This window comes from Metapseudomonas otitidis (assembly GCF_011397855.1).
GTDB lineage: Bacteria > Pseudomonadota > Gammaproteobacteria > Pseudomonadales > Pseudomonadaceae > Metapseudomonas > Metapseudomonas otitidis.
On the sequence record NZ_AP022642.1, the window covers coordinates 1,855,664 to 1,880,120 of the forward strand.

At 66.7% G+C, this 24,457-nt stretch carries 21 protein-coding genes; 15 read left to right on the forward strand and 6 right to left on the reverse strand.

Annotation, left to right across the window (positions count from 1 at the left end):
- Window position 1 precedes the first annotated feature (1 nt).
- Window positions 2–739, forward strand: coding sequence for an S-methyl-5'-thioinosine phosphorylase (locus PotMrB4_RS08725; RefSeq protein ID WP_074968613.1), 738 nt, complete (start codon window positions 2–4; stop codon window positions 737–739).
- 29 nt (window positions 740–768) lie between these two features.
- Here the strand turns inward: PotMrB4_RS08725 and PotMrB4_RS08730 are convergent, their stop codons facing one another.
- The 3 genes from PotMrB4_RS08730 to mfd form a co-directional block, all read right to left on the reverse strand.
- The gene (locus PotMrB4_RS08730; protein ID WP_449405567.1) at window positions 769–3,294 is read right to left on the reverse strand and encodes a DEAD/DEAH box helicase; all 2,526 of its coding nucleotides are present in this window, start codon (window positions 3,292–3,294) and stop codon (window positions 769–771) included.
- A gap of 117 nt (window positions 3,295–3,411) precedes the next feature.
- Window positions 3,412–3,936: a CsiV family protein gene (locus tag PotMrB4_RS08735; RefSeq protein ID WP_074968618.1), complete on the reverse strand. Its 525-nt coding sequence runs from the start codon at window positions 3,934–3,936 to the stop codon at window positions 3,412–3,414.
- Between the two features lie 11 nt (window positions 3,937–3,947).
- Entirely contained in the window at window positions 3,948–7,400 is a 3,453-nt protein-coding gene (gene mfd / locus PotMrB4_RS08740; protein WP_172433029.1) for a transcription-repair coupling factor, read from the reverse strand.
- 133 nt (window positions 7,401–7,533) lie between these two features.
- On the opposite strand from mfd, the gene PotMrB4_RS08745 reads away from it, so the two are divergent.
- From PotMrB4_RS08745 to sthA, 11 genes are all read left to right on the forward strand, one after another.
- Window positions 7,534–9,000: a glyceraldehyde-3-phosphate dehydrogenase gene (locus tag PotMrB4_RS08745; RefSeq protein WP_074968622.1), complete on the forward strand. Its 1,467-nt coding sequence runs from the start codon at window positions 7,534–7,536 to the stop codon at window positions 8,998–9,000.
- Between the two features lie 94 nt (window positions 9,001–9,094).
- On the forward strand, window positions 9,095–10,486 hold the full coding sequence (locus PotMrB4_RS08750) for an amino acid permease (RefSeq protein ID WP_142011095.1): 1,392 nt from the start codon (window positions 9,095–9,097) through the stop codon (window positions 10,484–10,486).
- 270 nt (window positions 10,487–10,756) lie between these two features.
- A complete protein-coding gene (locus PotMrB4_RS08755; protein WP_172433030.1) occupies window positions 10,757–12,094 on the forward strand; it encodes a Na(+)-translocating NADH-quinone reductase subunit A in 1,338 nt (445 codons plus the stop codon).
- Between the two features lies 1 nt (window position 12,095).
- A complete protein-coding gene (locus PotMrB4_RS08760) occupies window positions 12,096–13,307 on the forward strand; it encodes an NADH:ubiquinone reductase (Na(+)-transporting) subunit B (protein ID WP_172433031.1) in 1,212 nt (403 codons plus the stop codon).
- A complete protein-coding gene (locus PotMrB4_RS08765) occupies window positions 13,300–14,088 on the forward strand; it encodes a Na(+)-translocating NADH-quinone reductase subunit C (RefSeq protein ID WP_074968629.1) in 789 nt (262 codons plus the stop codon). Before PotMrB4_RS08760 ends, PotMrB4_RS08765 begins: the two co-directional genes overlap by 8 nt.
- Window positions 14,085–14,759: an NADH:ubiquinone reductase (Na(+)-transporting) subunit D gene (locus tag PotMrB4_RS08770; protein ID WP_172433032.1), complete on the forward strand. Its 675-nt coding sequence runs from the start codon at window positions 14,085–14,087 to the stop codon at window positions 14,757–14,759. The genes PotMrB4_RS08765 and PotMrB4_RS08770 overlap by 4 nt, the downstream gene beginning before the upstream one ends.
- Entirely contained in the window at window positions 14,759–15,367 is a 609-nt protein-coding gene (gene nqrE, locus PotMrB4_RS08775) for an NADH:ubiquinone reductase (Na(+)-transporting) subunit E (protein WP_021219522.1), read from the forward strand. Before PotMrB4_RS08770 ends, nqrE begins: the two co-directional genes overlap by 1 nt.
- A gap of 9 nt (window positions 15,368–15,376) precedes the next feature.
- Window positions 15,377–16,603 (forward strand): NADH:ubiquinone reductase (Na(+)-transporting) subunit F, encoded by a 1,227-nt coding sequence (gene nqrF / locus PotMrB4_RS08780; protein WP_074968631.1) that lies wholly within the window; start codon window positions 15,377–15,379, stop codon window positions 16,601–16,603.
- Complete coding sequence (locus PotMrB4_RS08785; RefSeq protein WP_172433033.1) at window positions 16,587–17,603, forward strand: FAD:protein FMN transferase; 1,017 nt, start codon at window positions 16,587–16,589, stop codon at window positions 17,601–17,603. Before nqrF ends, PotMrB4_RS08785 begins: the two co-directional genes overlap by 17 nt.
- Window positions 17,604–17,605: 2 nt before the next feature.
- Window positions 17,606–17,833 (forward strand): (Na+)-NQR maturation NqrM, encoded by a 228-nt coding sequence (nqrM, locus tag PotMrB4_RS08790; protein ID WP_044404977.1) that lies wholly within the window; start codon window positions 17,606–17,608, stop codon window positions 17,831–17,833.
- A gap of 117 nt (window positions 17,834–17,950) precedes the next feature.
- Entirely contained in the window at window positions 17,951–19,345 is a 1,395-nt protein-coding gene (sthA, locus tag PotMrB4_RS08795; protein ID WP_044404974.1) for a Si-specific NAD(P)(+) transhydrogenase, read from the forward strand.
- Window positions 19,346–19,568: 223 nt separating this feature from the next.
- On the opposite strand, the gene PotMrB4_RS08800 is transcribed toward sthA, so the two are convergent.
- Genes PotMrB4_RS08800 through PotMrB4_RS08810 form a run of 3 tightly spaced genes read right to left on the reverse strand, consistent with a single transcriptional unit; the run spans window position 19,569 to window position 21,164 of the window.
- Complete coding sequence (locus PotMrB4_RS08800) at window positions 19,569–20,288, reverse strand: glycerophosphodiester phosphodiesterase (protein WP_044404971.1); 720 nt, start codon at window positions 20,286–20,288, stop codon at window positions 19,569–19,571.
- Window positions 20,285–20,578: a phosphodiesterase gene (locus tag PotMrB4_RS08805; RefSeq protein ID WP_107328902.1), complete on the reverse strand. Its 294-nt coding sequence runs from the start codon at window positions 20,576–20,578 to the stop codon at window positions 20,285–20,287. The genes PotMrB4_RS08800 and PotMrB4_RS08805 overlap by 4 nt, the downstream gene beginning before the upstream one ends.
- Before the next feature lie 4 nt (window positions 20,579–20,582).
- Window positions 20,583–21,164: a PilZ domain-containing protein gene (locus tag PotMrB4_RS08810; protein WP_172433034.1), complete on the reverse strand. Its 582-nt coding sequence runs from the start codon at window positions 21,162–21,164 to the stop codon at window positions 20,583–20,585.
- A 96-nt stretch (window positions 21,165–21,260) separates the two neighbouring features.
- Between PotMrB4_RS08810 and PotMrB4_RS08815 the strand changes: the two genes are divergently transcribed.
- From PotMrB4_RS08815 to PotMrB4_RS08825, 3 genes are read left to right on the forward strand one after another with little or no spacing between them, the layout of a single operon-like run.
- Window positions 21,261–22,511: a lipoprotein-releasing ABC transporter permease subunit gene (locus tag PotMrB4_RS08815; RefSeq protein WP_172433035.1), complete on the forward strand. Its 1,251-nt coding sequence runs from the start codon at window positions 21,261–21,263 to the stop codon at window positions 22,509–22,511.
- 1 nt (window position 22,512) lies between these two features.
- Window positions 22,513–23,196, forward strand: a complete 684-nt coding sequence (gene lolD / locus PotMrB4_RS08820; protein WP_160481182.1) for a lipoprotein-releasing ABC transporter ATP-binding protein LolD — start codon at window positions 22,513–22,515, stop codon at window positions 23,194–23,196.
- Between the two features lies 1 nt (window position 23,197).
- Window positions 23,198–24,442 carry a lipoprotein-releasing ABC transporter permease subunit gene (locus PotMrB4_RS08825; RefSeq protein WP_172433036.1) on the forward strand — a complete coding sequence of 415 codons (1,245 nt, stop codon included), beginning with the start codon at window positions 23,198–23,200 and terminating at the stop codon, window positions 24,440–24,442.
- The last annotated feature ends 15 nt before the right edge of the window (window positions 24,443–24,457 follow it).

Genomic DNA, 24,457 nt, shown 5'->3' on the forward strand with positions numbered 1-24,457 from the left:
CATGACCGTTTACGCGATTATCGGTGGTACCGGCCTGACCCAACTGGACGGCCTCAGCATGAAGGCCCTGCTCAACCCCGAGACGCCCTACGGCGCACCGTCCGCAGGGATCGTGCAGGGCGAGTACGCCGGTCGTGAGGTGCTCTTCCTCGCCCGTCACGGCCACCCGCACCGCATTCCGCCGCACCAGGTCAACTACCGCGCCAACCTCTGGGCGCTGAAGCATGCCGGGGCCGAGGCGGTCATCGCCGTCAACGCCGTTGGCGGCATCACCGCCGGGATGGGCACCGGGCAACTGGTGGTGCCGCATCAGGTGATCGACTACACCCAGGGGCGCATCGGTACCTTCTTCGAGGGCGAACTGGACCACGTCACCCACATCGACTTCAGCCACCCCTACGACGAACCGCTGCGGCAGAAGCTGCTCGATGCCCTGCGTCGCGCCGGCCACGCCCACAGCGATTACGGCGTCTATGGCTGCACCCAGGGCCCGCGCCTGGAGACGGTCGCCGAGATTGCCCGCATGGAGCGCGATGGCTGCGACATCGTCGGCATGACCGGCATGCCCGAAGCCGCCCTCGCGCGCGAGCTGAACCTGCCCTATGCCGCCCTCTCCCTGGTGGTCAATCCGGCAGCCGGCAAATCCACCAGCATCATCACCATGGCCGAGATCGAGGCCGCGCTCGCGGCGGGTATCGGCAAGGTGCGCGAAACCCTGTCCATCCTGCTGAAGGCGTGACCGATGCCTGGCCCGGGCGGTAACCCGGGTCAGGCGTGGGGGAGGGGCGCGAACAGCGCGTCGATGTCTTCCTCGCGCAGGTGCCAGTCGCTGCCGGCCGGCGCGCTCAGCACGCTTTGCGCCAGGTCGGCCTTGCGCTGCTGCAGCTGCTGGATCTTCTCTTCCACCGTGCCCCGGGCGATCAGCTTGTAGACGAACACCGGCTTGTCCTGGCCGATGCGGTAGGCGCGGTCAGTGGCCTGGCGTTCGGCTGCCGGATTCCACCAGGGGTCGAAGTGGATCACCGTGTCGGCCTGGGTCAGGTTCAGCCCGGTGCCGCCGGCCTTGAGGCTGATGAGGAACAGTGGCACCTCGCCGGCCTGGAAGCGCTCCACCGGCGTGCGCCGGTCGCGGGTCTCGCCGGTCAGCAGCAGGTAGTCGATCTGGCGCGTCTGCAATTCGCCCTCGATCAGTTCCAGCATGCTGGTGAACTGGGAGAACAGCAGTACTCGCCGGCCTTCCATGAACAGCTCCTCGAGCATCTCCATCAGGCTGTCCAGCTTGCCCGAGGTGCTGCCGCGTACCTCACGCTCCGGCTCCACCAGGCGCAGGTCGCAGCAGGTCTGGCGCAGCTTGAGCAGGGCTTCGAGGATCACCATCTGGCTGCGGGCCATGCCCTTGTGCTCGATTTCCGAACGCACCTTCTGGTCCATCGCCAGGCGCACGGTCTCGTAGAGGTCGCGCTGGGCCTCGCTCAGTTCCACCCAGTGGATCATCTCGGTCTTGGCCGGCAGTTCGGTCGCCACCGACTCCTTGGTGCGCCGCAGCATGAAGGGGCGGATGCGGCCGTTCAGGTGGGCCAGGCGTTCGTTGTCGGCGTGCTTCTCGATGGGGGTGCGGTAGTCGCGGGCGAACTGCTTGGCATCGCCCAGCCAGCCGGGCATCAGGAAGTGGAACAGCGACCACAGTTCGCCCAGGTGGTTTTCCAGCGGCGTGCCCGACAGGCACAGGCGCTGGCGGGCCTGCAGCTGGCGCACGGCCTGGGCGGCCTTGCTGGTGGCGGTCTTGATGTTCTGCGCCTCGTCCAGCACCAGCAGGTGCAGCGGCTGCTCCTTCCATTGCGGCAGGTCGCGGGGCAGCAGGGCGTAGGTGGTGAGCAGCAGGTCGTGATCGGCCAGGTGCTCGAAGTCCTTGTGCCGGTTGGGGCCATGCAGCGCCAGGACCTTCAGATCCGGGGCGAAGCGCGCGGCCTCGTCCTGCCAGTTCGGCACCAGGCTGGTGGGCATCACCACCAGGGCAGGACGGTCCAGCCGGCCGGCCTCCTTCTCGGTGAGGATGTGCGCCAGGGTCTGCAGGGTCTTGCCCAGGCCCATGTCGTCGCCCAGCACGCCACCGGCGTCCAGCTCGCGCAGGGTCTGCAGCCAGGCCAGGCCCTGGAGCTGATAGGTGCGTAGCTCGGCCTTCAGTCCCTTGGGCGTGGGGTGGCTGCCATGACGGCTGTCCCGCAGGCGTTCGGCGAAGGTGCGCAGGCGTTCTCCGCCTCGCCAGGCCAAGCCGAGGGACTCCAGTTGGTCGAGCCGTGCAGCATCCGGCAGTCCGAGCCGCAGGCTGCGGCCCTCGCCGCGATCCCGCAGGAACAGCTCGCCCAGCGTGCCGAGCAGGGGCTTGAGGCGGCCGTAGGGGAGGGCGACCTGCAGGGGACGCCCGGTCTCGCTGCTCAGCGTATCGAGCTGGAGGCGCAACTGGTCGTCGTCCTTGCGTCGCTGCAGGACCTTGGCACTGAGCAGCTTGGGGTTGTCCCGGATCAGCTTGAGCAACACCGGCAGCAGGCTGATGCGCTGTCCTTCCACGAGGATGCCCAGCTCCAGGTCGAACCACTGCTGGCCCGGTTGCTCGTCCACCTCGGCATACCAGCCATCCACCGGGGTGAGGTCGAAGTGGAAGCCGGGGCGGATCTCGATCAGCCAGCCCTCGTCGCGCAACTGCGGCAGTTGCAGCTGGACGAAGCGCTGCCAGGCCTCGTCGTCGGGCAGCTCGAACAGTTCCAGCAGGTCCCCCGGCAGGGCCTGGCTCTGCCGCAGGGATTCCTTGAAGCCCAGCTGTCGCAGGCGCTCGCGCAGCGTTTCCTCGGCCTGGGGATTGCGCTGCATGGCCACCAGCTCGCCATCCTGCCGACGCCTGACCGGGTTGGCGCGGGTGTTCTTGCCGTGGACCAGCGCCCCTGCATAGTCGAAGGCCAGCCCGGCGCGGTGCTGCTGGTTGCCCACCATGCGGCCGCTGCGCAGGTCATAGAGGCTCTGGGCCAGGCTGCCCAGGGCCAGGTGCGGACGTGGCGGGATGTCTTTCAGCAGCCGGGGTGCGCGCGCCGGTGCCGGGGTGACGGGCTCCGGTCGTGCGGCCGGCGGGCCGTCGGACAGCAGCTGGAGGATGGCGGCGACGCAGTGCTTGCAGTTCAGGCCGACCGGGCAGGTGCAACGACCGATCACCCCGAGCCCATGGGGCGCGAGGCGGATCGTCTGCAGGTAGGGCGTCTCGGCGGAGCCTGCGCAGCTGGCCAGCAGCTGCGTCTCGTCCATGGCCCGCAGGCGCGCTTTCCGCTGTTGGGCGTAGCGGGCGCCGCGGTCGAGCGCGCCCTGGTCGAAGTCCTGGCGCCAGTCTTCCTGGCGCAGGTGTTCGAGCAGGGTGGGCATGGGTCAGAGCGGGTTGACGCGGATCAGGATGCCCAGGCTGGAGTGGTCGAGGTAGGTCAGCTCGCCGCTCTTCAGGCGGGTGCCCTGCTTGATGCGCTCACTGCCGCTGAGCAGGCCGCTGGCGTCGAAGCGGTTGACCCAGAAGTCGACGGACACGTCGGTGAAGCGGCCCTGGCTCAGCTCCACGGTGCCTTCTACCGGGAAGTGGCCGAGCTGGCCGTCGCCGGTAGTGACCGCCACCTTGCTCGGGGTGGCGCCAATGCTCTGGGACCAGGCCTTGTGCAGCAGCACCTGGTAGCCGGCGCCCGGGTTGAGGCGGGCGGCTTCGTTGTTCAGGTTGGTGGCGCGCTCGCCGACGCTGGACAGGGTCTGGCTGCCGTTGGCCCAGTCATCCGGGGCGTTCTGGCTGGCCGGGACCGGCTCGCCGGCCTGGCGGAAGAGGATCATCTCCACCTGGTAGAGCCCGTCGGCGAAGGCGCTGGGGGCCACCAGGGCGAGCAGCAGGGTGATGAAACGGAACGCACGCATGGATCAGTCCTTTAAGCGGATTGCGGAACGAGGCGCTCGAACAGCGCCTCCAGTGTGTTGAAGCGTTCTTCCGGTCGCTCCATCGGGACCAGGAAGCGGAACTGGGTGGCGCCTTCGAATTTGTAGCGCTTGGGCTGGCCCTGGATCAGCTTGATCAGCACCAGCGGGTCGACGCAGGTGTCGGCGGCGAATTCTATCCGACCACCTTGGGGGCCGGCGTCGACTTTCTTGATGCCGAGCTTCTCCGCCTGCAGCTTGAGCAGGGTGAGGCGCACCAGATTCTTGGTGGGCTCGGGGAGCAGGCCGAAGCGGTCGATCATTTCCACCTGCAGCTCCTTCAGGCCGTCCTCGTCGGCGGCCGAGGCGATGCGCTTGTAGAGGATCAGCCGTGCGTGCACGTCGGGCAGGTAGTCCTCGGGAATCAGTGCCGGCACCCGCAGGTTGATTTCCGGCCCGCCGCCCAGGGGCTGCTCCAGGTTGGGTTGCTCGCCCTTCTGGATGGATTTGACCGCGCGTTCGAGCATTTCCATGTAGAGGGTGAAGCCCACGGCCTGGATCTGCCCGCTCTGGCCCTCGCCCAGCAGCTCACCGGCGCCGCGGATCTCCAGGTCATGGGTGGCCAGCACGAAGCCGGCCCCCAGGTCCTGGGCGTTGGCGATGGCTTCCAGGCGCTTCTGGGCGTCCTCGGTCATCTGCTTGCGCGGTGGCGTCAGCAGGTAGGCGTAGGCCTGGTGGTGGCTGCGGCCGACGCGGCCACGCAGCTGGTGCAACTGGGCCAGGCCGAACTTGTCGGCACGCTCGATGATGATGGTGTTGGCGCTGGGCACGTCGATGCCGGTCTCGATGATGGTGGAGGCCACCAGCACGTTGAAGCGCTTGTGGTAGAAGTCGCTCATCACCTGTTCGAGCTCGCGCTCGTGCATCTGCCCGTGGCCGATGCCGATACGGGCCTCGGGCACCAGTTCGGCGAGGTCGGCGGCGCACTTCTCGATGGTCTTGACCTCGTTGTGCAGGTAGTAGACCTGCCCGCCCCGTAGCAGCTCGCGCAGCAGGGCCTCCTTGATCACCGTGTTCTGCTGTTCCATCACGAAGGTGCGCACCGACAGGCGGCGCGCCGGCGGGGTGGCGATGATCGACAGGTCGCGCATGCCGGCCACGGCCATGTTCAGGGTGCGCGGGATCGGCGTGGCGGTGAGGGTGAGGATGTCCACCTCGCTGCGCAGGGCCTTGAGCTGCTCCTTCTGGCGCACGCCGAAGCGGTGTTCCTCGTCGATGATCACCAGGCCCAGCTGCTTGAAGCGGATGTCGCCCTGCAGCAGGCGGTGGGTGCCGATGACGATGTCCACCTTGCCTTCGGCCAGCTCGTTGGCGGCGCCTTCCACTTCCTTGGCGGTCTTGAAGCGGCTCATCACCTCCACGCGCACCGGCCAGTCGGCGAAGCGGTCGCGGAAGCTGTTGTAGTGCTGCTGGGCGAGGAGGGTGGTGGGCACCAGCACCGCCACCTGCTTGCCGCTGTGCACGGCGACGAAGGCCGCGCGCATGGCCACCTCGGTCTTGCCGAAGCCGACGTCGCCGCAGACCAGGCGGTCCATCGGCTTGGGCGCCAGCATGTCGGCGACCACGGCCTCGATGGCGGCCTGTTGGTCCGGGGTTTCCTCGAAGGGGAAGCCGGCGGAGAAGGTGGCGTAGTCGGCCAGCGGGTCCTTGAAGGCATAGCCTTTTCGCGCGGCGCGGCGGGCGTAGATGTCCAGCAGCTCGGCGGCGACGTCGCGCACCTGTTCGGCGGCCTTGCGCTTGGCCTTCTGCCAGGTTTCCGAGCCCAGGCGGTGCAGCGGTGCCAGGGCGTCATCGGTGCCGGTGTAGCGGGCGATCAGGTGCAGGCTGGCGACCGGCACGTAGAGCTTGGCTTCCTCGGCGTACTGCAGGGCGAGGAATTCGGCGGCCTGGCCTTCGATCTCCAGGGTGATCAGGCCGAGGTAGCGGCCCACGCCGTGGTCGATGTGCACCACCGGTGCGCCTTCGCGCAGCTCGGCGAGGTTCTTGATGACGTTGTCGCCACCGTCGCTGCGGCGTTCGCGGCGACGGCGCTGCATGACGCGCTGGCCGAACAGTGGGCTTTCGGCGACCAGCGCCAGGGCCGGTTCGTCCAGCAGCAGGCCCTCGTCCAGCGGGGCGATGGTGATGGCCAGGCGCTCGCTGCTGGCGACGAACTCCGGCCAGCCGGCGACTTCCTGCGGGCGTAGCTTGAGCCGGGCGAGCAGTTCCAGCAGCACTTCGCGGCGGCCGGCCGATTCGGCGCTGAACAGCACGCGGCCGGGGAACTCCTCCAGGAAGCGGCGCAGGGCCGCCAGCGGCTCGCTGGCCTTGCCTTCGATGGCGAGGTCGGGCAGGGCGCGGGTGGGGAAGCGCTCGCGGCCCACGCCGGGCGCCAGGTCGCTGGGGTCGGCCACCACGCGGGGTGAGGCCTTCAGCCGGGCGAAGCAGTCCTCCACCGGCAGGAACAGTTCGGCCGGCGGCACCAGCGGGCGCTCGGGGTCGACGCGGCGCTCTTCATAGCGGCTGCGCACGTCGCTCCAGAACTGCTCGGCGGCCTGTTCGATGCCGGGCAGGGAGAACACCTGGGTGTTGCCGGGCAGGTAGTCGAAGAGCGTCTCGGTCTCCTCGAAGAACAGCGGCAGGTAGTACTCGATGCCGGCCGGGGTGATGCCGCTGGCCAGGTCCTGGTAGATCGGGCAGCGGCGGAAGTCGACGTCGAAGCACTCGCGGAAGCGGCCGCGGAAGTCGGTGACCGCCTTCTTGTCCAGCGGGAACTCGCGGGCCGGCAGCAGGCGGATCGATTCCACCTTGTCCACCGAGCGCTGGGTTTCCGGGTCGAAGGTGCGCAGGGTCTCGATCTCGTCATCGAACAGGTCGATGCGGTAGGGCAGGTCGCTGCCCATGGGGAACAGGTCGATCAGCGCGCCGCGCACGGCGAACTCGCCGTGCTCGTAGACCGTTTCCACGCAGCGGTAGCCGGCCCCTTCCAGGCGCAGGCGCATCTGCTCCACGTCCAGCTTCTGGCCCACGTCCAACACCAGGCTTGAACCCAGCAGGAAGCGCCGGGGCGGCAGGCGGTGCAGGGCGGTGGTGATCGGCACCACCAGCACGCCATGGTCCAGTTCCGGCAGGCGATAGAGGCTGGCCACCCGCTGGGAAATGATGTCCTGGTGGGGGGAGAACAGGTCGTAGGGCAGCGTTTCCCAGTCCGGGAAGTGCAGCACCGGCAGGTCCGGGGCGAAGAAGCCCAGTTCCTGCTCCAGGCGTTCGGCGCTCTGGCTGTCGGCGGTCAGCAACAGGGTGAAGCGTCGGGCAGTGCTCGCCGCTTCGGCGATGGCCAGGCCGAGGGCCGCACCGTTGAGGTTGCCCCACTGCTGCTTGCCGCTGGCGGTGGGGAGGGTCGGGAGACGCAGGACGGAGGCGGGCAAAAGGGGGCTCCGGTCGGAATTCTAACCGGGCGATTGTAACTATCCCGACCGTTGGATGTCAGTCTTGCGACGGCTGCAGATTGCCGGCGCTTGCGCGCGTCGTCATAATGTAGCCCCTTTTTTCATCCCCTACATGTGGAAGGTACTGCCCGTGACTCAGAAGCCCGACCAGTGTCTCGGTGAATGGATCGATCGTGAAGCCCTCGCGGAAGCGATGATTCCGCTGATCGGCCAGCTCTATCGCAACAACAACGTGGTCACCTCGATCTATGGTCGCGGCCTGATCAACCGTTCCGTGATCGACATCCTGAAAGCCCACCGTTTCGCCCGCCACCGCCAGGCCGACGAAGCCGAGCTGTCGGTCCACGACACCTTCCCGATCCTGAAGGCCATGAGCGAGCTCAAGCTGGGCGCCGCTTCCGTAGACCTGGGCAAGATGGTCGCCAAGTTCAAGGCCGAGGGTGCCGGTCGCAGCCTCGAGCAGTTCACCAAGGACGAGCTGGCCGAGCTGGTCGGCAAGCAGAACGGCGCTGCCCGTGAAGGCACCGACGTCGTCCTCTACGGCTTCGGCCGCATTGGTCGCCTGCTGGCGCGCATCCTCATCGAGAAGACCGGTGGCGGCGACGGCCTGCGCCTGCGCGCCATCGTCGTCCGCAAGGGCGCCGAGAACGACCTGGTCAAGCGCGCCAGCCTGCTGCGTCGCGACTCCGTGCACGGTCCGTTCGACGGCACCATCGTCATCGACGAGGAGAACAACACCCTCACCGCCAACGGCAACCTGATCCAGGTGATCTACTCCAACGATCCCGCCTCGGTCGACTACACCGCCTACGGCATCAAGAACGCCCTGCTGGTGGACAACACCGGCAAATGGCGTGACGCCGAGGGCCTGAGCCAGCACCTGAAGTGCCCGGGCATCGATCGCGTGGTCCTCACCGCTCCCGGCAAGGGCGCGCTGAAGAACATCGTCCACGGCATCAACCACGGCGAAATCACCGCCGACGACAAGATCATCTCCGCTGCCTCCTGCACCACCAACGCCATCGTGCCGGTGCTCAAGGCCGTGAATGACAAGTTCGGCATCGCCAACGGCCACGTCGAGACCGTTCACTCGTACACCAACGACCAGAACCTGATCGACAACTTCCACAAGGGCAGCCGCCGTGGCCGCAGCGCCGCGCTGAACATGGTGATCACCGAGACCGGTGCCGCTACTGCAGCCGCCAAGGCCCTGCCGGTGCTGAAAGGCAAGCTGACCGGCAACGCCATCCGCGTGCCGACCCCGAACGTCTCCATGGCCATCCTCAACCTGAACCTGGAGAAGGCCACCACCCGCGACGAGATCAACGAGTACCTGCGCCAGATGGCCATGCACTCCGACCTGCACAAGCAGATCGACTACGTCTCCTCCCAGGAAGTGGTTTCCACCGACTTCGTCGGCTCCCGCCACGCTGGCGTGGTGGATGCCGAAGCCACCATCTGCAACGACAACCGTGTCGTCCTCTATGTCTGGTACGACAACGAGTTCGGCTACAGCTGCCAGGTGGTCCGCGTGATGGAAGACATGGCTGGGGTCAACCCGCCGGCCTTCCCGCGCTAAGTCGCTGGTCCGTGAAAACGGGAGCTCTCGGGCTCCCGTTTTTCATTTTTCCGGCTGTAATCGCTAGACCCCTCCCTTCTTTTCGGAACTCCTGATGGACGGACAACAGCAGCACGCCGGCTCGCTCAAGCGCGGGCTGGAAAACCGCCATATCCAGTTGATCGCCCTGGGTGGCGCCATCGGCACCGGCCTGTTCCTCGGCTCCGCCGGGGTGCTCAAGTCCGCCGGGCCGTCGATGATCCTCGGCTACGCCATCGCCGGCTTCATCGCCTTCCTGATCATGCGCCAGCTCGGCGAGATGATCGTCGAGGAGCCCGTGGCCGGCTCCTTCAGTCACTTCGCCCACAAGTACTGGGGCGGCTACGCGGGCTTCCTGGCCGGCTGGAACTACTGGGTGCTCTACGTCCTGGTGGGCATGGCCGAGCTGACCGCCGTGGGCAAGTACATCCAGTTCTGGTGGCCCGACGTGCCCACCTGGGTGACGGCAGCGGTGTTCTTCGTGCTGATCAACGTGATCAACCTGGCCAACGTGCGGGTCTTTGGGGAGACGGAGTTCTGGTTCGCCCTGATCAAGGTGGTGGCGATCATCGGCATGATCATCCTCGGCCTCTACCTGCTGGTCTCCGGCACCGGCGGCGAGCAGGCCGCGGTGAGCAACCTCTGGAGCCACGGCGGGTTCTTCCCCAATGGCCTGGAAGGGCTGGTGATGGTCCTGGCGATCATCATGTTCTCCTTCGGTGGCCTGGAGCTGGTGGGCATCACCGCCGCCGAGGCCAGCGAGCCGAAGAAGGTGATCCCCAAGGCGATCAACCAGGTCATCTACCGCATTCTGATCTTCTACATCGGCGCCCTCAGCGTGCTGCTGATGCTCTATCCCTGGGACAAGCTGCTGGAAACCCTGAACGCCGCCGGCGACCCCTACAGCGGCAGCCCCTTCGTGCAGATCTTCTCGCTGATCGGCAGTGACACCGCCGCCCACCTGCTGAACTTCGTGGTGCTGACCGCCGCGCTGTCGGTCTACAACAGTGGCGTGTACTGCAACAGCCGCATGCTCTACGGCCTGGCCGAGCAGGGCGATGCGCCGAAGGCGCTGCTCAAGGTCAACCGCCGTGGCGTGCCGGTGCTGGCCATCGGCGTGTCCGCGCTGATCACCCTGCTCTGCGTACTGGTGAACTACCTGGCGCCCAAGCAGGCGCTGGAACTGCTGATGGCGCTGGTGGTGGCAGCCCTGGTGATCAACTGGGCGATGATCAGCCTGTCGCACCTGATGTTCCGCAAGTCGCTGCAGCGCCAGGGCATCGAGCCGTTCTTCAAGTCGCTCTGGTACCCCTTCAGCAACTACCTGTGCCTGGCCTTCGTGGCGCTCATCCTGGGCGTGATGCTGCTGATCCCGGGCATCAACGTGTCGGTCTACGCCATTCCGTTCTGGCTCGCATTTATTGCGGTTTGTTACTGGATCAGGCGCTCCACCGGGGCGCGCCGGTAAAACCTGAAACGGGGGCCTCGGCCCCCGTTTTTCATGGCGTGGCGGGCGGTGACCATTCGTCCGCACGCTGACTTCCAGTTGCCCGAGTCGCTCTAACAGTCGGAAATTTCAGGACTTTCAGTGGCCGCTTGGGAAGTCGCCTCTTTATAATGCGCGGTTTTCGTCCCGAGGCTCTGCCGCGTGCCGGCATATGTGCCGGTGCCTGCCTGGCGTTTGGCGGCTACTGTTCGACACCGGGACGAAACCCTTCTCAAGGTTCAGGCGAGAGACATGACAAGAATCAGACGGGGGTTGGACCTGCCCATCGCAGGCCAGCCTGAGCAGCGCATCGAGGCTGCACGCGCCGTGCGTAGCGTGGCCGTGATCGGCTTCGACTACCACGGCATGAAGCCCACCATGCAGGTGCAGGTCGGGGACCGGGTGAAGCTGGGCCAGGCCCTGTTCGCCGACAAGAAGAACCCCGGCGTGCTCTTCACCGCCCCGGCGGCGGGCGTGGTCTCGGCCATCCACCGCGGCGAGCAGCGTGTGCTGCAGTCGGTGGTGATCGATGTGGACGGCGACGACGAAGTCGTCTTCGACACCTGCCCGGACAACGCCCTGGATGCCCTCGAGCCTCAGGCCGTGCGGGACAACCTGCAGCGCTCGGGCCTCTGGACCGCACTGCGTACGCGCCCGTTCAGCCGGGTGCCGGCCGTCGATGCCGTTCCCAGTTCGATCTTCGTGACCGCCCTCGATACCCACCCGCTGGCCGCCGACCCGCAGCCGATCATCGCTGCCCACGCCGCCGACTTCGAGCGCGGTCTCAAGGTGCTGGCGCGTCTGGGCCGGGTGTTCCTGTGCAAGGCCGACGGGGCCAGCCTGCCGGGTGAGCAGTTGACCGGCGTGCGCGCCGAGTCCTTCTCCGGTCCGCATCCGGCGGGTCTTCCGGGCACCCACATCCACTTCCTCGACCCGGTCAGCGCCACCAAGAGCGTCTGGCACATCGGCTACCAGGACGTGATCGCCATCGGCAAGCTGTTCGCCACCGGCCGCCTGTGGGTCGAGCGTGTCGTGTCCCTGGCCGGCCCGGTGGTGGAGAAGCCGCGCCTGCTGGCCACCCGCCTGGGTGCGAGCCTCGACGAGCTGACCGCCGGCGAGCTCAAGCCCGGCGTCAACCGCGTGGTGTCCGGCTCCCTGCTGGGCGGGCGCACCTCCCGTGGCGCCTGCGCCTACCTGGGGCGCTACCACCTGCAGGTGTCCTGCCTGGCCGAAGGCAATGACCGCGAACTGCTGCACTACCTGCGCGCCGGGGTGAACAAGCATTCGGTGCTGAACATCTTCGTCTCCAAGCTGATGGCGGCCCGCCGGTTTGCCTTCAGCACCAGCACCAACGGCAGCCCGCGCGCCATGGTGCCGGTGGGCAACTACGAGGCGGTGATGCCGCTGGACATCCTGCCCACCCAGTTGCTGCGCTACCTCATCGTCGGCGACACCGAGATGGCCCAGAAACTGGGCTGCCTGGAGCTGGACGAGGAAGACCTGGCGCTGTGCAGCTACGTCTGCGCCGGCAAGTACGAGTACGGCCCCATCCTGCGGGACAACCTCAACCGCATCGAGAAGGAGGGCTGACATGGGCCTGCGCAAATTCCTCGACCGGATCGAGCACAACTTCGAACAGGGGGGCCGCTTCGAGAAGTGGTACGCCCTGTACGAAGCGATCGACACCTTCTTCTACCGGCCGGCCAACGTCACCCGGACCACGGCCCACGTGCGCGATGGCATCGACCTCAAGCGCATGATGATCACCGTGTGGCTCTGCACCTTCCCGGCGATGTTCTTCGGCATGTGGAACGTCGGCTACCAGGCCAACCTGGTGTTCGCCCAGAGCCCGGACCTGCTGGCCGCCCAGGACGGCTGGCGCTTCGCGCTGATCGGCAGCCTGGCGGGCTTCGACCCCAACAGCCTGTGGGACAACGTCATCCAGGGCGCCGCCTGGTTCCTGCCCATCTACGCCGTGACCTTCATCGTCGGCGGCTTCTGGGAAGTGCTGTTCGCCGCCATCCGTCGTCATGAAGTGAACGAAGGTTTCTTCGTCACCTCCGTGCTCTTCGCCCTCACCCTGCCGCCGAGCATCCCGCTGTGGCAGGTGGCCCTGGGCATCAGCTTCGGCGTGGTGCTGGGCAAGGAAGTGTTCGGCGGCACCGGCAAGAACTTCCTCAACCCCGCCCTGGTGGGCCGTGCCTTCCTGTTCTTCGCCTACCCGGCGCAGATTTCCGGTGACGCCGTGTGGACGGCGGTGGACGGCTTCGCCGGCGCCACCTCCCTGAGCCTGGGCGCTGCCGGTGGCGTGGAGAACATCGTCGGCCACGGCATCACCTGGATGGACGCCTTCCTCGGGACCATTCACGGCTCCATCGGCGAGACCAGCACCCTGGCCATCTTCATCGGCGGCGGCGTGCTGCTGCTGACCCGCATCGCCGCCTGGCGCATCGTCGTCGGCGTGCTGCTGGGTATGATCGCCACCAGCACGCTGTTCAACGCCATCGGCTCCGACACCAACCCGATGTTCGCCATGCCCTGGTACTGGCACCTGGTCCTCGGCGGCTTCGCCTTCGGCATGATGTTCATGGCCACCGACCCGGTGTCCGCCTCCATGACCAACACCGGCAAGTGGCTGTTCGGCGCGCTGATCGGCCTGATGGTGGTGCTGATCCGCGTGGTCAACCCCGCCTTCCCGGAGGGCATGATGCTGGCGATCCTCTTCGCCAACCTCTGTGCACCGCTGATCGACCACTTCGTCGTCCAGGCCAACATCAAGCGGAGGCTGGCACGCCATGGCTAACCAGAAGGAATCCACGATCCGCACCCTGCTGGTGGCCCTGGTGGTCTGCCTGGTGTGCTCCATCTTCGTCGCCGGCGGGGCAGTAGCCCTCAAGCCGGTGCAGGTGGAGAACCGCGAGCTGGACAAGCAGCGCAGCATCCTCTCCATCGCCGGCCTCGGCCAGCCGGGCATGTCCGCCAGCGAAGTGAAGGCGCTCTATGCCGAGCGCATCACCGCCAAGGTGGTGGACCTCTCCAGCGGCGAGTACAGCGACGCCATCCAGGCCGCCGGCTTCGACCCGCTGAAGGCCGCCAAGGACCCGAAGCTCTCCGACGCCCTGCCGGGTGACCAGGACATTGCCTCCATCAAGCGCCGCGAGCGCTTCACCACCGTCTACCTGGTGGAGAAGGACGGCCAGCTTGACACCCTGATCCTGCCGGTGCGCGGCTACGGCCTGTGGTCCACCCTGTACGGCTTCCTCGCACTCAAGGGCGACCTCAACACCGTGGTCGGCCTGGGCTTCTACCAGCACGGCGAGACGCCCGGCCTCGGCGGTGAGGTGGACAACCCGAAATGGAAGGCGCTGTGGAACGGCAAGAGCCTGTTCGATGAGCAGGGCCAACTGGCCATCCAGATCATCAAGGGCAGCGTCGAGCCCGGCTCGCCCAACGCCAGCCACCAGGTCGACGGCCTGGCCGGCGCCACGCTGACCAGCAAGGGCGTCAACAACCTGCTGCATTTCTGGCTCGGCAAGAACGGCTTCGGCCCCTTCCTGGCCAAGCTGAACAACGGGGAGGCATGAACATGGCGCAACCCACGATCCGCTCGGTCCTGCTGGACCCGATCCTGCACAACAACCCCATCGGCCTGCAGATCCTCGGCATCTGCTCGGCCCTGGCGGTCACTTCCAACCTGAAGACCGCGCTGGTGATGTCCATCGCCCTGACGCTGGTGACCGGCTTCTCCAACCTGTTCATCTCGATGATCCGCAGCCAGATCCCCAGCTCGATCCGCATGATCGTGCAGATGGTGATCATCGCCTCGCTGGTGATAGTGGTGGACCAGGTGCTCAAGGCCTATGCCTTCAGCCTGTCCAAGCAGCTCTCGGTGTTCGTCGGCCTGATCATCACCAACTGCATCGTGATGGGCCGCGCCGAAGCCTTCGCCATGGCCAACCCGCCCGTGCTGTCGTTCTTCGACGGCATCGGCAACGGCCTGGGCTACAGCGCCATGCTCATCGTCCTCGGCGTGATCCGCGAGCTGTTCGGCTCCGGCAAGCTGCTGGGCTACGAGATCCTCCCGGTGATCAACGACGGCGGCTGGTACCAGCCCAACGGCCTGTTGCTGCTGCCGCCCTCGGCCTTCTTCCTCATCGGCCTGATCATCTGGGCCCTGCGCAGCTGGAAGACCGAGCAGAAGGAAGCGCCGTCCTTCAAGATCGCGCCCCAGGTATCCAACAAGGAGGCCTACTGATGGAGCACTACATCAGCCTGTTCGTGAAGGCGGTGTTCGTCGAGAACATGGCCCTGGCCTTCTTCCTCGGCATGTGCACCTTCATCGCCATTTCCAAGAAGGTGGAAACCGCCATCGGCCTCGGCATCGCCGTGATCGTGGTGCAGGCCATCACCGTGCCGGCCAACAACCTGCTCTACACCCTCCTGCTCAAGGACGGTGCGCTGGCCTGGGCCGGCCTGCCGGACGTGGACCTGTCGTTCCTCGGCCTGCTCAGCTACATCGGGGTGATCGCCGCCATCGTGCAGATCCTCGAGATGCTGCTCGACAAGTACGTGCCCTCGCTCTACAACGCCCTCGGCGTGTTCCTGCCGCTGATCACGGTGAACTGCGCCATCATGGCCGGCTCGCTGTTCATGGTGGAGCGCGACTACAACCTGGGCGAGAGCGTGGTCTACGGCGTCGGCTCCGGCTTCTCCTGGGCCCTGGCCATCGCGCTGCTCGCCGGCATCCGCGAGAAGCTCAAGTACAGCGATGTACCCGAGGGCCTGCAGGGCCTGGGCATCACCTTCATCACCATCGGCCTGATGTCGCTGGGCTTCATGTCCTTTTCGGGCGTCCAGTTGTAAGGAGACGACATGCCGAGTTTCGAAATCTTCCTCGCCATTGGCATGTTCACCGCCATCGTCCTCGCGCTGGTGGTGATCATCCTCGCCGCCCGCGCCAAGCTGGTGTCCAGCGGCGACGTGAACATCGTGATCAACCGCGAGCGCACCATCACCGTCCCGGCCGGCGGCAAGCTGCTGCAGACCCTGGCAGCGCAGAACATCTTCCTCTCCTCGGCCTGCGGCGGCGGCGGTACCTGCGCCCAGTGCAAGTGCGTGGTGGAGAGCGGCGGCGGCGAGATGTTGCCCACCGAGGAGTCCCACTTCACCCGCCGCCAGGCGAAGGAAGGCTGGCGCCTGTCCTGCCAGACCCCGGTGAAGCAGGACATGCACATCGAGGTGCCCGAAGAGGTCTTCGGGGTGAAGAAGTGGGAATGCACGGTGGAGTCCAACCCCAACGTCGCCACCTTCATCAAGGAGCTGACCCTGCGCCTGCCGGAAGGGGAGAGCGTGGACTTCCGCGCCGGTGGCTACGTCCAGCTGGAGTGCCCGCCCCACGAGGTGCACTACAAGGACTTCGACATCCAGCCCGAGTACCGAGCCGACTGGGACAAGTTCAACCTCTGGAAGTACGTCTCCAGGGTCGACGAGACCGTCATCCGCGCCTACTCCATGGCCAACTACCCGGATGAGAAGGGCATCGTGAAGTTCAACATCCGCGTGGCCTCGCCGCCGCCGGGCAAGGACGAGATCCCACCGGGCAAGATGTCCTCCTGGGTGTTCAACCTCAAGCCGGGCGACAAGGTCACCGTGTATGGCCCCTTCGGCGAGTTCTTCGCCAAGGAGACCCAGGCCGAGATGGTCTTCATCGGTGGCGGCGCGGGCATGGCGCCCATGCGCTCGCACATCTTCGACCAGCTCAAGCGCCTGGGCTCCCAGCGCAAGATCAGCTTCTGGTACGGCGCGCGCTCCCTGCGTGAAGCCTTCTACACCGAGGAGTACGACCAGCTGGCCGCCGAGAACCCGAACTTCCAGTGGCACCTGGCGCTGTCCGACCCGCAGCCCGAGGACAACTGGACCGGCTACACCGGCTTCATCCACAACGTGCTGTTCGAGAACTACCTCAAGGACCACCCGGCCCCCGAGGACTGCGAGTTCTACATGTGCGGCCCGCCGATGATGAACGCCGCCGTGATCAAGATGCTGCTGGACCTGGGCGTCGAGCGCGAGAACATCCTGCTGGATGATTTCGGTGGTTAGACCCTTCGCCCTGCTGCTTTCGGCCAGCGTTCTCTTGGCCGGATGTGGCGACTCCCTGGAGCAGTTCGGCGGCCCGACCATGGGCAGCAGCTACTCGGTGAAGTACGTGCGCAACGCGTCCGGGCCCTCCGTGGAGCAGGCGCGGGGCGAAGTGGAGGGCATCCTCGCCGAGATCGACCGGCAGATGTCCACCTACCGCGCCGACTCCGACGTGGAGCGTTTCAACGCCTTGCCGGCGGGCAGCTGCATGGCCCTGCCGGCGCCCATGCTGGAGCTGGTGGCCTTTGGCGACAGCCTGTCCGCACAGAGCGACGGCGCCTTCGACATGACCCTGGAGCCGCTGCTCAACCTCTGGGGCTTCGGCCCGCAGTCGCGCGGGGACCAGGTGCCCAGCGCCGAGGCCATCGCCGCGGCCCGGGCCAATGTCGGCCACCAGCACCTCAAGCGCCAGGGCGACCAACTGTGCAAGGACGCCGCCGTTCAACTGGACTTCAACGCCATCGCCGCCGGCTATGCCGTGGATCGCGTCAGCGCGCGGCTGGGCGAGCTGGGCGTGACCAGTTCCCTGGTGGACATCACCGGGGAGATGAAGGCCGTCGGCCACAAGCCCGACGGCAGCCCCTGGCGCGTGGCCATCGAGGCACCGCGCGACGACCGCCAGGTGGCGCAGAAGATTGTTGCATTGCAGGACATGGGCATTTCCACCTCAGGCGACTATCGCAACTACTTCGAACGGGGTGGACAGCGGTATTCTCACACCCTCGACCCCACCAGCGGCGCACCCATCACCCATCACCTGGCAGCGGTCACGGTCATCGACCCGTCGGCCCTGCGTGCCGATGGACTGTCTACGCTGTTGATGGTGCTCGGCCCCGAGGCCGGCCTGGCGTTTGCCGACCGCCACGACATCGCGGCGTTCTTCGTCACCCGTGAAGGCACGGGCTTCGCCACCCGCGGCAGCCGCCGCTTCGAGCAACTGTTCCCCACGGAGGCGCACTGAACATGACCTGGCTACTGGTCTTCCTGATCATGCTGCTGGTGGTGCTGGGCATGGCCATCGGCGTGATCATGGGGCGCAAGCCCATCGCCGGTTCCTGCGGCGGCATCGCCAACCTGGGGATCGAGAAGGAGTGCTCGATCTGTGGCGGCAATCGCGAAAAGTGCGAAGAGGTGAATCGCGCTGGCGATGTAGTGGACGCGGAACTCGCCTACGACGCGACCAAGCGCTAATGTGCAGCGCCATGCAGTGTGACTAAGCTGCGCGCCGAATTCGAATTGCCACGGCCGCTGGTGCCGTGGCCCTGCCGGGGGCGCTGACGATCCCCGGTCCGTGTATGAGGAGTAAGCATGGCTGTCTACAACTACGACATCGTGGTGCTGGGTTCCGGCCCGGCGGGTGAGGGTGCGGCAATGAACGCCGCCAAGGCGGGCCGCAAGGTCGCCGTGGTGGACAGCCGCCGCGAAGTCGGCGGCAACTGCACCCACCTGGGCACCATCCCTTCCAAGGCCCTGCGTCACTCCGTCCGACAGATCATGCAGTTCAACACCAACCCGATGTTCCGCCAGATCGGCGAGCCGCGTTGGTTCTCCTTCCCCGACGTGCTCAAGAGCGCCGAGAAGGTCATCGCCAAGCAGGTGGCCTCGCGCACCGGCTACTACGCCCGCAACCGCATCGACACCTTCTTCGGCACCGGCAGCTTCCATGACGAGCAGACCATCGAAGTGGTGTGCCTGAACGGCGTGGTGGAGCGCCTGGTGGCCAAGCAGATCATCGTCGCCACCGGTTCGCGCCCCTACCGCCCGGCGGACGTCGACTTCACCCACCCGCGCATCTACGACAGCGACACCATCCTCAGCCTGACCCACACCCCGCGCCGGATCATCATCTACGGAGCCGGGGTGATCGGCAGCGAATACGCCTCCATCTTCAGTGGCCTGGGCGTACTGGTGGACCTGATCGACAACCGCGACCAGCTGCTCAGCTTCCTCGACGACGAGATCTCCGACGCCCTCAGCTACCACCTGCGCAACAACAACGTGCTCATCCGCCACAACGAGGAGTACGAGCGCATCGAAGGGGTGGACAACGGCGTGGTCCTGCACCTGAAGTCCGGCAAGAAGATCAAGGCCGACTGCCTGCTGTGGTGCAACGGCCGTACCGGCAACACCGACCGCCTGGGCCTGGAGAACATCGGCATCAAGGTCAACAGCCGTGGCCAGATCAGCGTCGACGAGCACTACCGCACCGAAGTCAGCAACGTCTACGCCGCCGGTGACGTGATCGGCTGGCCGAGCCTGGCCAGTGCCGCCGCCGACCAGGGCCGCTCCGCTGCCGGCAGCGCCGTGGAGAACGACAGCTGGCGCTTCGTCGACGACGTGCCCACCGGCATCTACACCATCCCCGAGATCAGCTCCATCGGTAAGAACGAGAAGGAACTGACCCAGGCCAAGATCCCCTACGAAGTCGGCAAGGCCTTCTTCAAGGGCATGGCCCGCGCGCAGATCGCCGTTGAGCCCGTGGGCATGCTGAAGATCCTGTTCCACCGCGAGACCCTGGAAGTGCTCGGCGTGCACTGCTTCGGCTACCAGGCCTCGGAGATCGTCCACATCGGCCAGGCGATCATGAACCAGAAGGGTGAGGCGAATACCATCAAGTACTTCATCAACACCACCTTCAACTACCCGACCATGGCGGAAGCCTATCGGGTGGCGGCGTTCGACGGCCTCAACCGGCTTTTTTGAGCGGCACCGGCCGGGCGCCTGAACCGGCCGGGGAGGACCCTCGCGGGGATCCGGCCAACTGGCATTGGCCTAATCGCGAGAGCTTCTGATCAGGCAGCGCCCATGAAAAAACCGGCCCAGGTGGCCGGTTTTTTCGTTTCTGCCGTTCGCCGCAGGGTGGGCTTCAGCCCACCGCCTGCCCAGGCCTTGCGGAGCCCAGGCTTCAGCCCGGGAGCCAGGGTATTCAACGCGGCAGCGTACTCACCGCCACGCCGGGGAAGTCGGTGATGATGCTGTCGACACCGAAGTCCGCCAGGCGGCGCATCAGGGCCGGCTCGTTCACCGTCCATACCGATACGTGCAGCCCCTGCTTCTGGGCGCGCAGCAGGCGCTCCGGGGTGCACAGGGTCCAGTTCAGCGCCAGCAGGTCGCAGCCGTGGTGGGCGGCGACCTTCAGCGGGTCGAGCCAGGCATATTCCGCCACCAGCCCACGGGAGAGCTTCGGTGTCAGCCGGTTCAGCGCGCGCAGCACCTCGCGGGAGCTGGAGGTGACCGTCACCTTGTCCATCAGCCCGTAGCGCTCGGCCAGTTCCTGGATCGCCAGCACGGTACGCGCGGCGCGCACGCGGGAGGCGCTCTTCACCTCCAGCTGCCAGTGCTCGAAGTCGCAGCGCTCGAACAGCTCGGACAGGCGCGGGATGGGGCAGGGGCTGACCCAGCCCGGGCCGCCCAGGCGTGCGTCGTACTTCACCAGCTCCTCGGCGTCATGCTCCACCACCTTGCCGCGACGGCCGGTGGTGCGCTTGAGGGTCGGGTCGTGGATCACCATCAGCTCGCCGTCGCGGGACAGGTGCAGGTCCAGCTCGCAACGCTTGACGCCGTGGGACAGGCACTGCTGGAAGCTGGCCAGGGTGTTTTCCGGGCATTCGCCCTTGGCGCCGCGATGGCCGTAGATCAGGGTCACTGGGAAACCTCGGGGTTGCGGGGTTGGTGGTGGCGGACGCTGTCGATCACGCGGCCGCTCTCGAAATAGACGGAGAACTCACGGTAGTCCCAGCGGGCGATCGGCGGTTTGCCGACCGCCGGGTGCTCCTCGTCCGGGAGGCCGAAACGCTCCAGCACGGCGCGCTGCGACTCACCGCGCGCAGGCAGCGGGGTGCCGCTGTCGCCTTGCTGGCCCAGCGGGATTTCCAGGGTGTCAGCGAGGACGGGGAGGGGCAGGGCGAGGCAGAGCAGGAGCAGCAGACGCGACATGGATTCATCCTGAAGACGGGCGTTGGCGGGCCAGGCGACGGGCCTGGGCCTGTTTCTGCAGGATATGCCGGGCCAGCAACTGGCGCTGTGCGTCAGTCAGCGCTTCGAATTCGGTGCCCAGTTCGTACTGGCCGTCCTCGCGCGGCTTGCAGTGGATCACTACCGCACGCAACAGCAGGCCGAGCGCCTGGGGCATCAGCACCATCTTGATCGCCAGGTGGGTGCCCTGATCGAACGGCTGTGCCGTGATGAAGCCTACGCCGCCCTCGGACAGCGTCACCTGCCGGGGCGGGCCGATGTCGCGCATCAGGCTCTGGGCCACCGCCTGGCCCAACAGGTCGATGCGCTTGTTGATCACCTTCAGGTAGCTGGCCAGGGTACGGTCGCGCTCGGCGATGTGGCGCAACAGGTGCTGCGACTCGAAGTCCATCAGGTGCAGGTCGCTGAGCAGGTTGAACAGCGGGGACGGGTCTTGGAGGGCTTCGCCAGCCTGCGCCTGGGCACTGGAAAGCGGCATGAATTCCAGTGCGATCGTATCTTCGATACGGTAGTATTCGCGGCGGTCATCTGCGTCTTGTATCGACATGGCGAACCCATGGCTGCAGGGGTGGTCAGAGTGTAAAGCTGCTCGCCGGGCCCCGCCACAAGGACGTTCCTTTCTTCGCAAGCGAACCTTTTTTCTATGTTCAGACCGCTGCCCCTGTTCATCGGCGCCCGTTACACGCGCGCCAAGCGTCGCAGTTACTTCGTCTCGTTCATCTCCCTGACTTCCATGATCGGCCTCGCCCTCGGCGTGCTGGTGATGATCCTCGTGCTGTCCGTGATGAACGGCTTCGACCGGGAGATGCGCGAACGCGTGCTGGGCATGGTGCCCCACGCCACCATCGAATCCGCCGTGCCCATCAACGACTGGCAGGCCCTCGCCGAGCAGGTCCGGCAGCAGCCGGGCGTCGCCGCCGTGGCGCCCTACATCCAGATGCAGGGCCTGCTGACCAGCAATGGCCAGGTGCAGAAGGTGCTGGTCAATGCGGTGGACCCGGACCTCGAAGGCGCCGTGTCGATCATCGGCAACTTCATGCAGCAGGGCAGTATCCAGGACCTGCGCCCGGGCGAGTTCGGCATCGTCATCGGCGACCGTGCCGCTGCCAAGCTGGGCGTGAAGATGGGCGACAAGGTCACCATCGTGCTGCCCGAGGTCTCGGTGACGCCGGCCGGGGTCTTCCCGCGCATGAAGCGCTTCACCGTGGTCGGCCTGTTCCATGTCGGCGCCGGTGAACTGGACGGCTTCCTGGCGCTGACCAACCTGCAGGACACCGCCCGCCTGCACCGCTGGAAACCCGAGCAGGTGCAGGGCCTGCGGCTCAAGCTGGACGACCTGTTCCAGGCACCGCAGATCGCCTGGCAGATCGCCGGGCAGCTCAAGGGCGAGGACTTCTACGCCCGCGACTGGACCCGCACCCACGGCAACCTCTACCAGGCCATCGGCATGGAGAAGACCATGATCGGCCTGTTGCTGCTGCTGATCGTCGCCGTGGCCGCCTTCAACATCATCTCTACCCTTGTGATGGTGGTGACCGACAAGAAGGGCGACATCGCCATCCTCCGCACCCTCGGCGCCACGCCGGGGCAGATCATGGGCATCTTCATGGTCCAGGGCACGGTGATCGGCGTGGTCGGCACCGCCATCGGCTGCGTGCTGGGCGTGCTCGCCGCCCTCAACATCAGCGCCGCCATCGACGGCCTGGAGCGACTGATCGGCCACAAGTTCCTCAGTGCCGAGGTGTACTTCATCGACTACCTGCCCTCCCAGCTCCAGCTGGAGGACGTGGTCCTGGTCTGCGGCGCTGCCCTGATCCTGAGTTTCTTCGCCACCCTTTACCCGGCCTGGCGTGCCTCCCGCACCCAGCCTGCTGAGGCGCTTCGTTATGAGTGACGTGAAAGACCGCGCGGTGCTGAGCTGCCGCAACATCGCCAAGAGCTACGAGGAAGGCCCGCAGTCCGTGCAGGTGCTCAGCGGCGTCGAACTGGAGCTGAACCCCGGCGAGCGCGTGGCCATCGTCGGCAGCTCCGGCTCCGGCAAGAGCACCCTGCTGAACATGCTCGGCGGCCTCGACGTGCCCACCACCGGCAGCGTCTGGCTGGCCGGCGAAGAGCTCTCCGCCCTCAACGAACGCGCCCGTGGCCTGCTGCGCAACCGCGCCCTCGGCTTCGTCTACCAGTTCCATCACCTGCTGCCGGAGTTCACCGCCCTGGAGAACGTCTGCATGCCGCTGCTGATCGGCCGCACGCCGATCGCCGAGGCCCGCCAGCGTGCCACCGCGCTGCTGGAGCGTGTCGGCCTCGGCCACCGCCTGACGCACAAGCCGGCGGAGCTGTCCGGTGGCGAGCGCCAGCGCGTCGCCATCGCCCGCGCCCTGGTCAACAACCCGGCGCTGGTGCTGCTCGACGAGCCCACCGGCAACCTCGACCAGCACACCGCCCAGGGCATCCAGGAACTGATGCTGGAGCTGAGCCAGTCGTCGCGCACCGCCTTCCTGGTGGTCACCCACGACCCGCAACTGGCCCGGCAGATGGACCGCGTGCTGCGCCTGGAAGACGGCCGGCTGGTGGCTGCCTGACATGTTCAGACCGCTCGCCGTCTTCGTCGGGGCGCGCTACGTGCGCGCCAAGCGACGCAACCACTTCATCTCCTTCATCTCCCTGACCTCGATGATCGGGCTGGCGCTGGGCGTGCTGGCGATGATCGTGGTGCTCTCGGTGATGAACGGGTTCCAGAAGGAAATGAGCTCGCGCATCCTCGGCATGGTGCCCCACGCCACCCTGTCCGGGCCCGAACCGCTGGCCGACTGGCACCAGGTGGCCGAGGCCGCCTCGCGCAACCGCAGCGTCACCGGCGTGGCGCCGTTCGCCGAGCTGGAGGGCATGCTCTCCTTCAAGGGGCTGATGCAGCCGGTGCAGATCAACGGCATCGACCCGGCGGAAGAGCCCAAGGTTTCCATCATCGGCCAGCACATGGTGCAGGGCTCGCTGCAGGACCTGCGCCCCGGCGAGTCCGGCATCGTCATCGGCGAGATCACCGCGCGGCGCTTCCGCCTCTCCGTGGGCGACAAGCTGACCCTGATCGTCCCCGAGCTGAGCAGCGCCCCGGGCGGCATCACCCCGCGCATGCAGCGCTTCAACGTGGTGGGCGTGTTCAAGGTCGGCGCTGAGCTGGACAGCACCCTGGCGCTGATCAACGTCGCCGACGCCTCCGATGTGTTGCGCCTGCCGGAAGGCACCGTGCAGCGGGTGCGCATCGCCCTCAAGGACCTGTACCAGGCGCCCCAGGTGTCCGCCGAGATCGCCCGGCAACTGGGCGCGGGCTACCGGGCCGACGACTGGACCCACACCCAGGGCAGCCTGTTCAGCGCGATGAAGATGGAGAAGACCATGATCGGCCTGCTGCTGATGCTGATCGTCGCCGTCGCCGCCTTCAACATCATCGCCACGCTGATCATGGTGGTCTCCGACAAGCGCGCCGACATCGCCATCCTCCGCACCCTGGGCGCCACGCCCCGGCAGATCATGGCGGTGTTCATGGTCCAGGGCAGCGTCATCGGCAGCGTCGGCACCTTGATCGGCACCCTGCTCGGCGTGGTCACGGCGCTCAACGTCAGCACCTGGATCGCCGCCCTGGAACGCGCCACCGGCCTGCACATCTTCAGTTCCGACGTGTACTTCGTGGCCTACCTGCCGTCCGACCTGCAGGTGGGCGACGTGGTGATGGTCTGCGGCGCGGCCTTGCTGATGAGCTTCCTCGCCACCCTCTACCCGGCCTGGCGTGCCGCCCAGACCCACCCGGCCGAGGCCCTGCGCTACGAGTGATCCCCGCCCGGATGC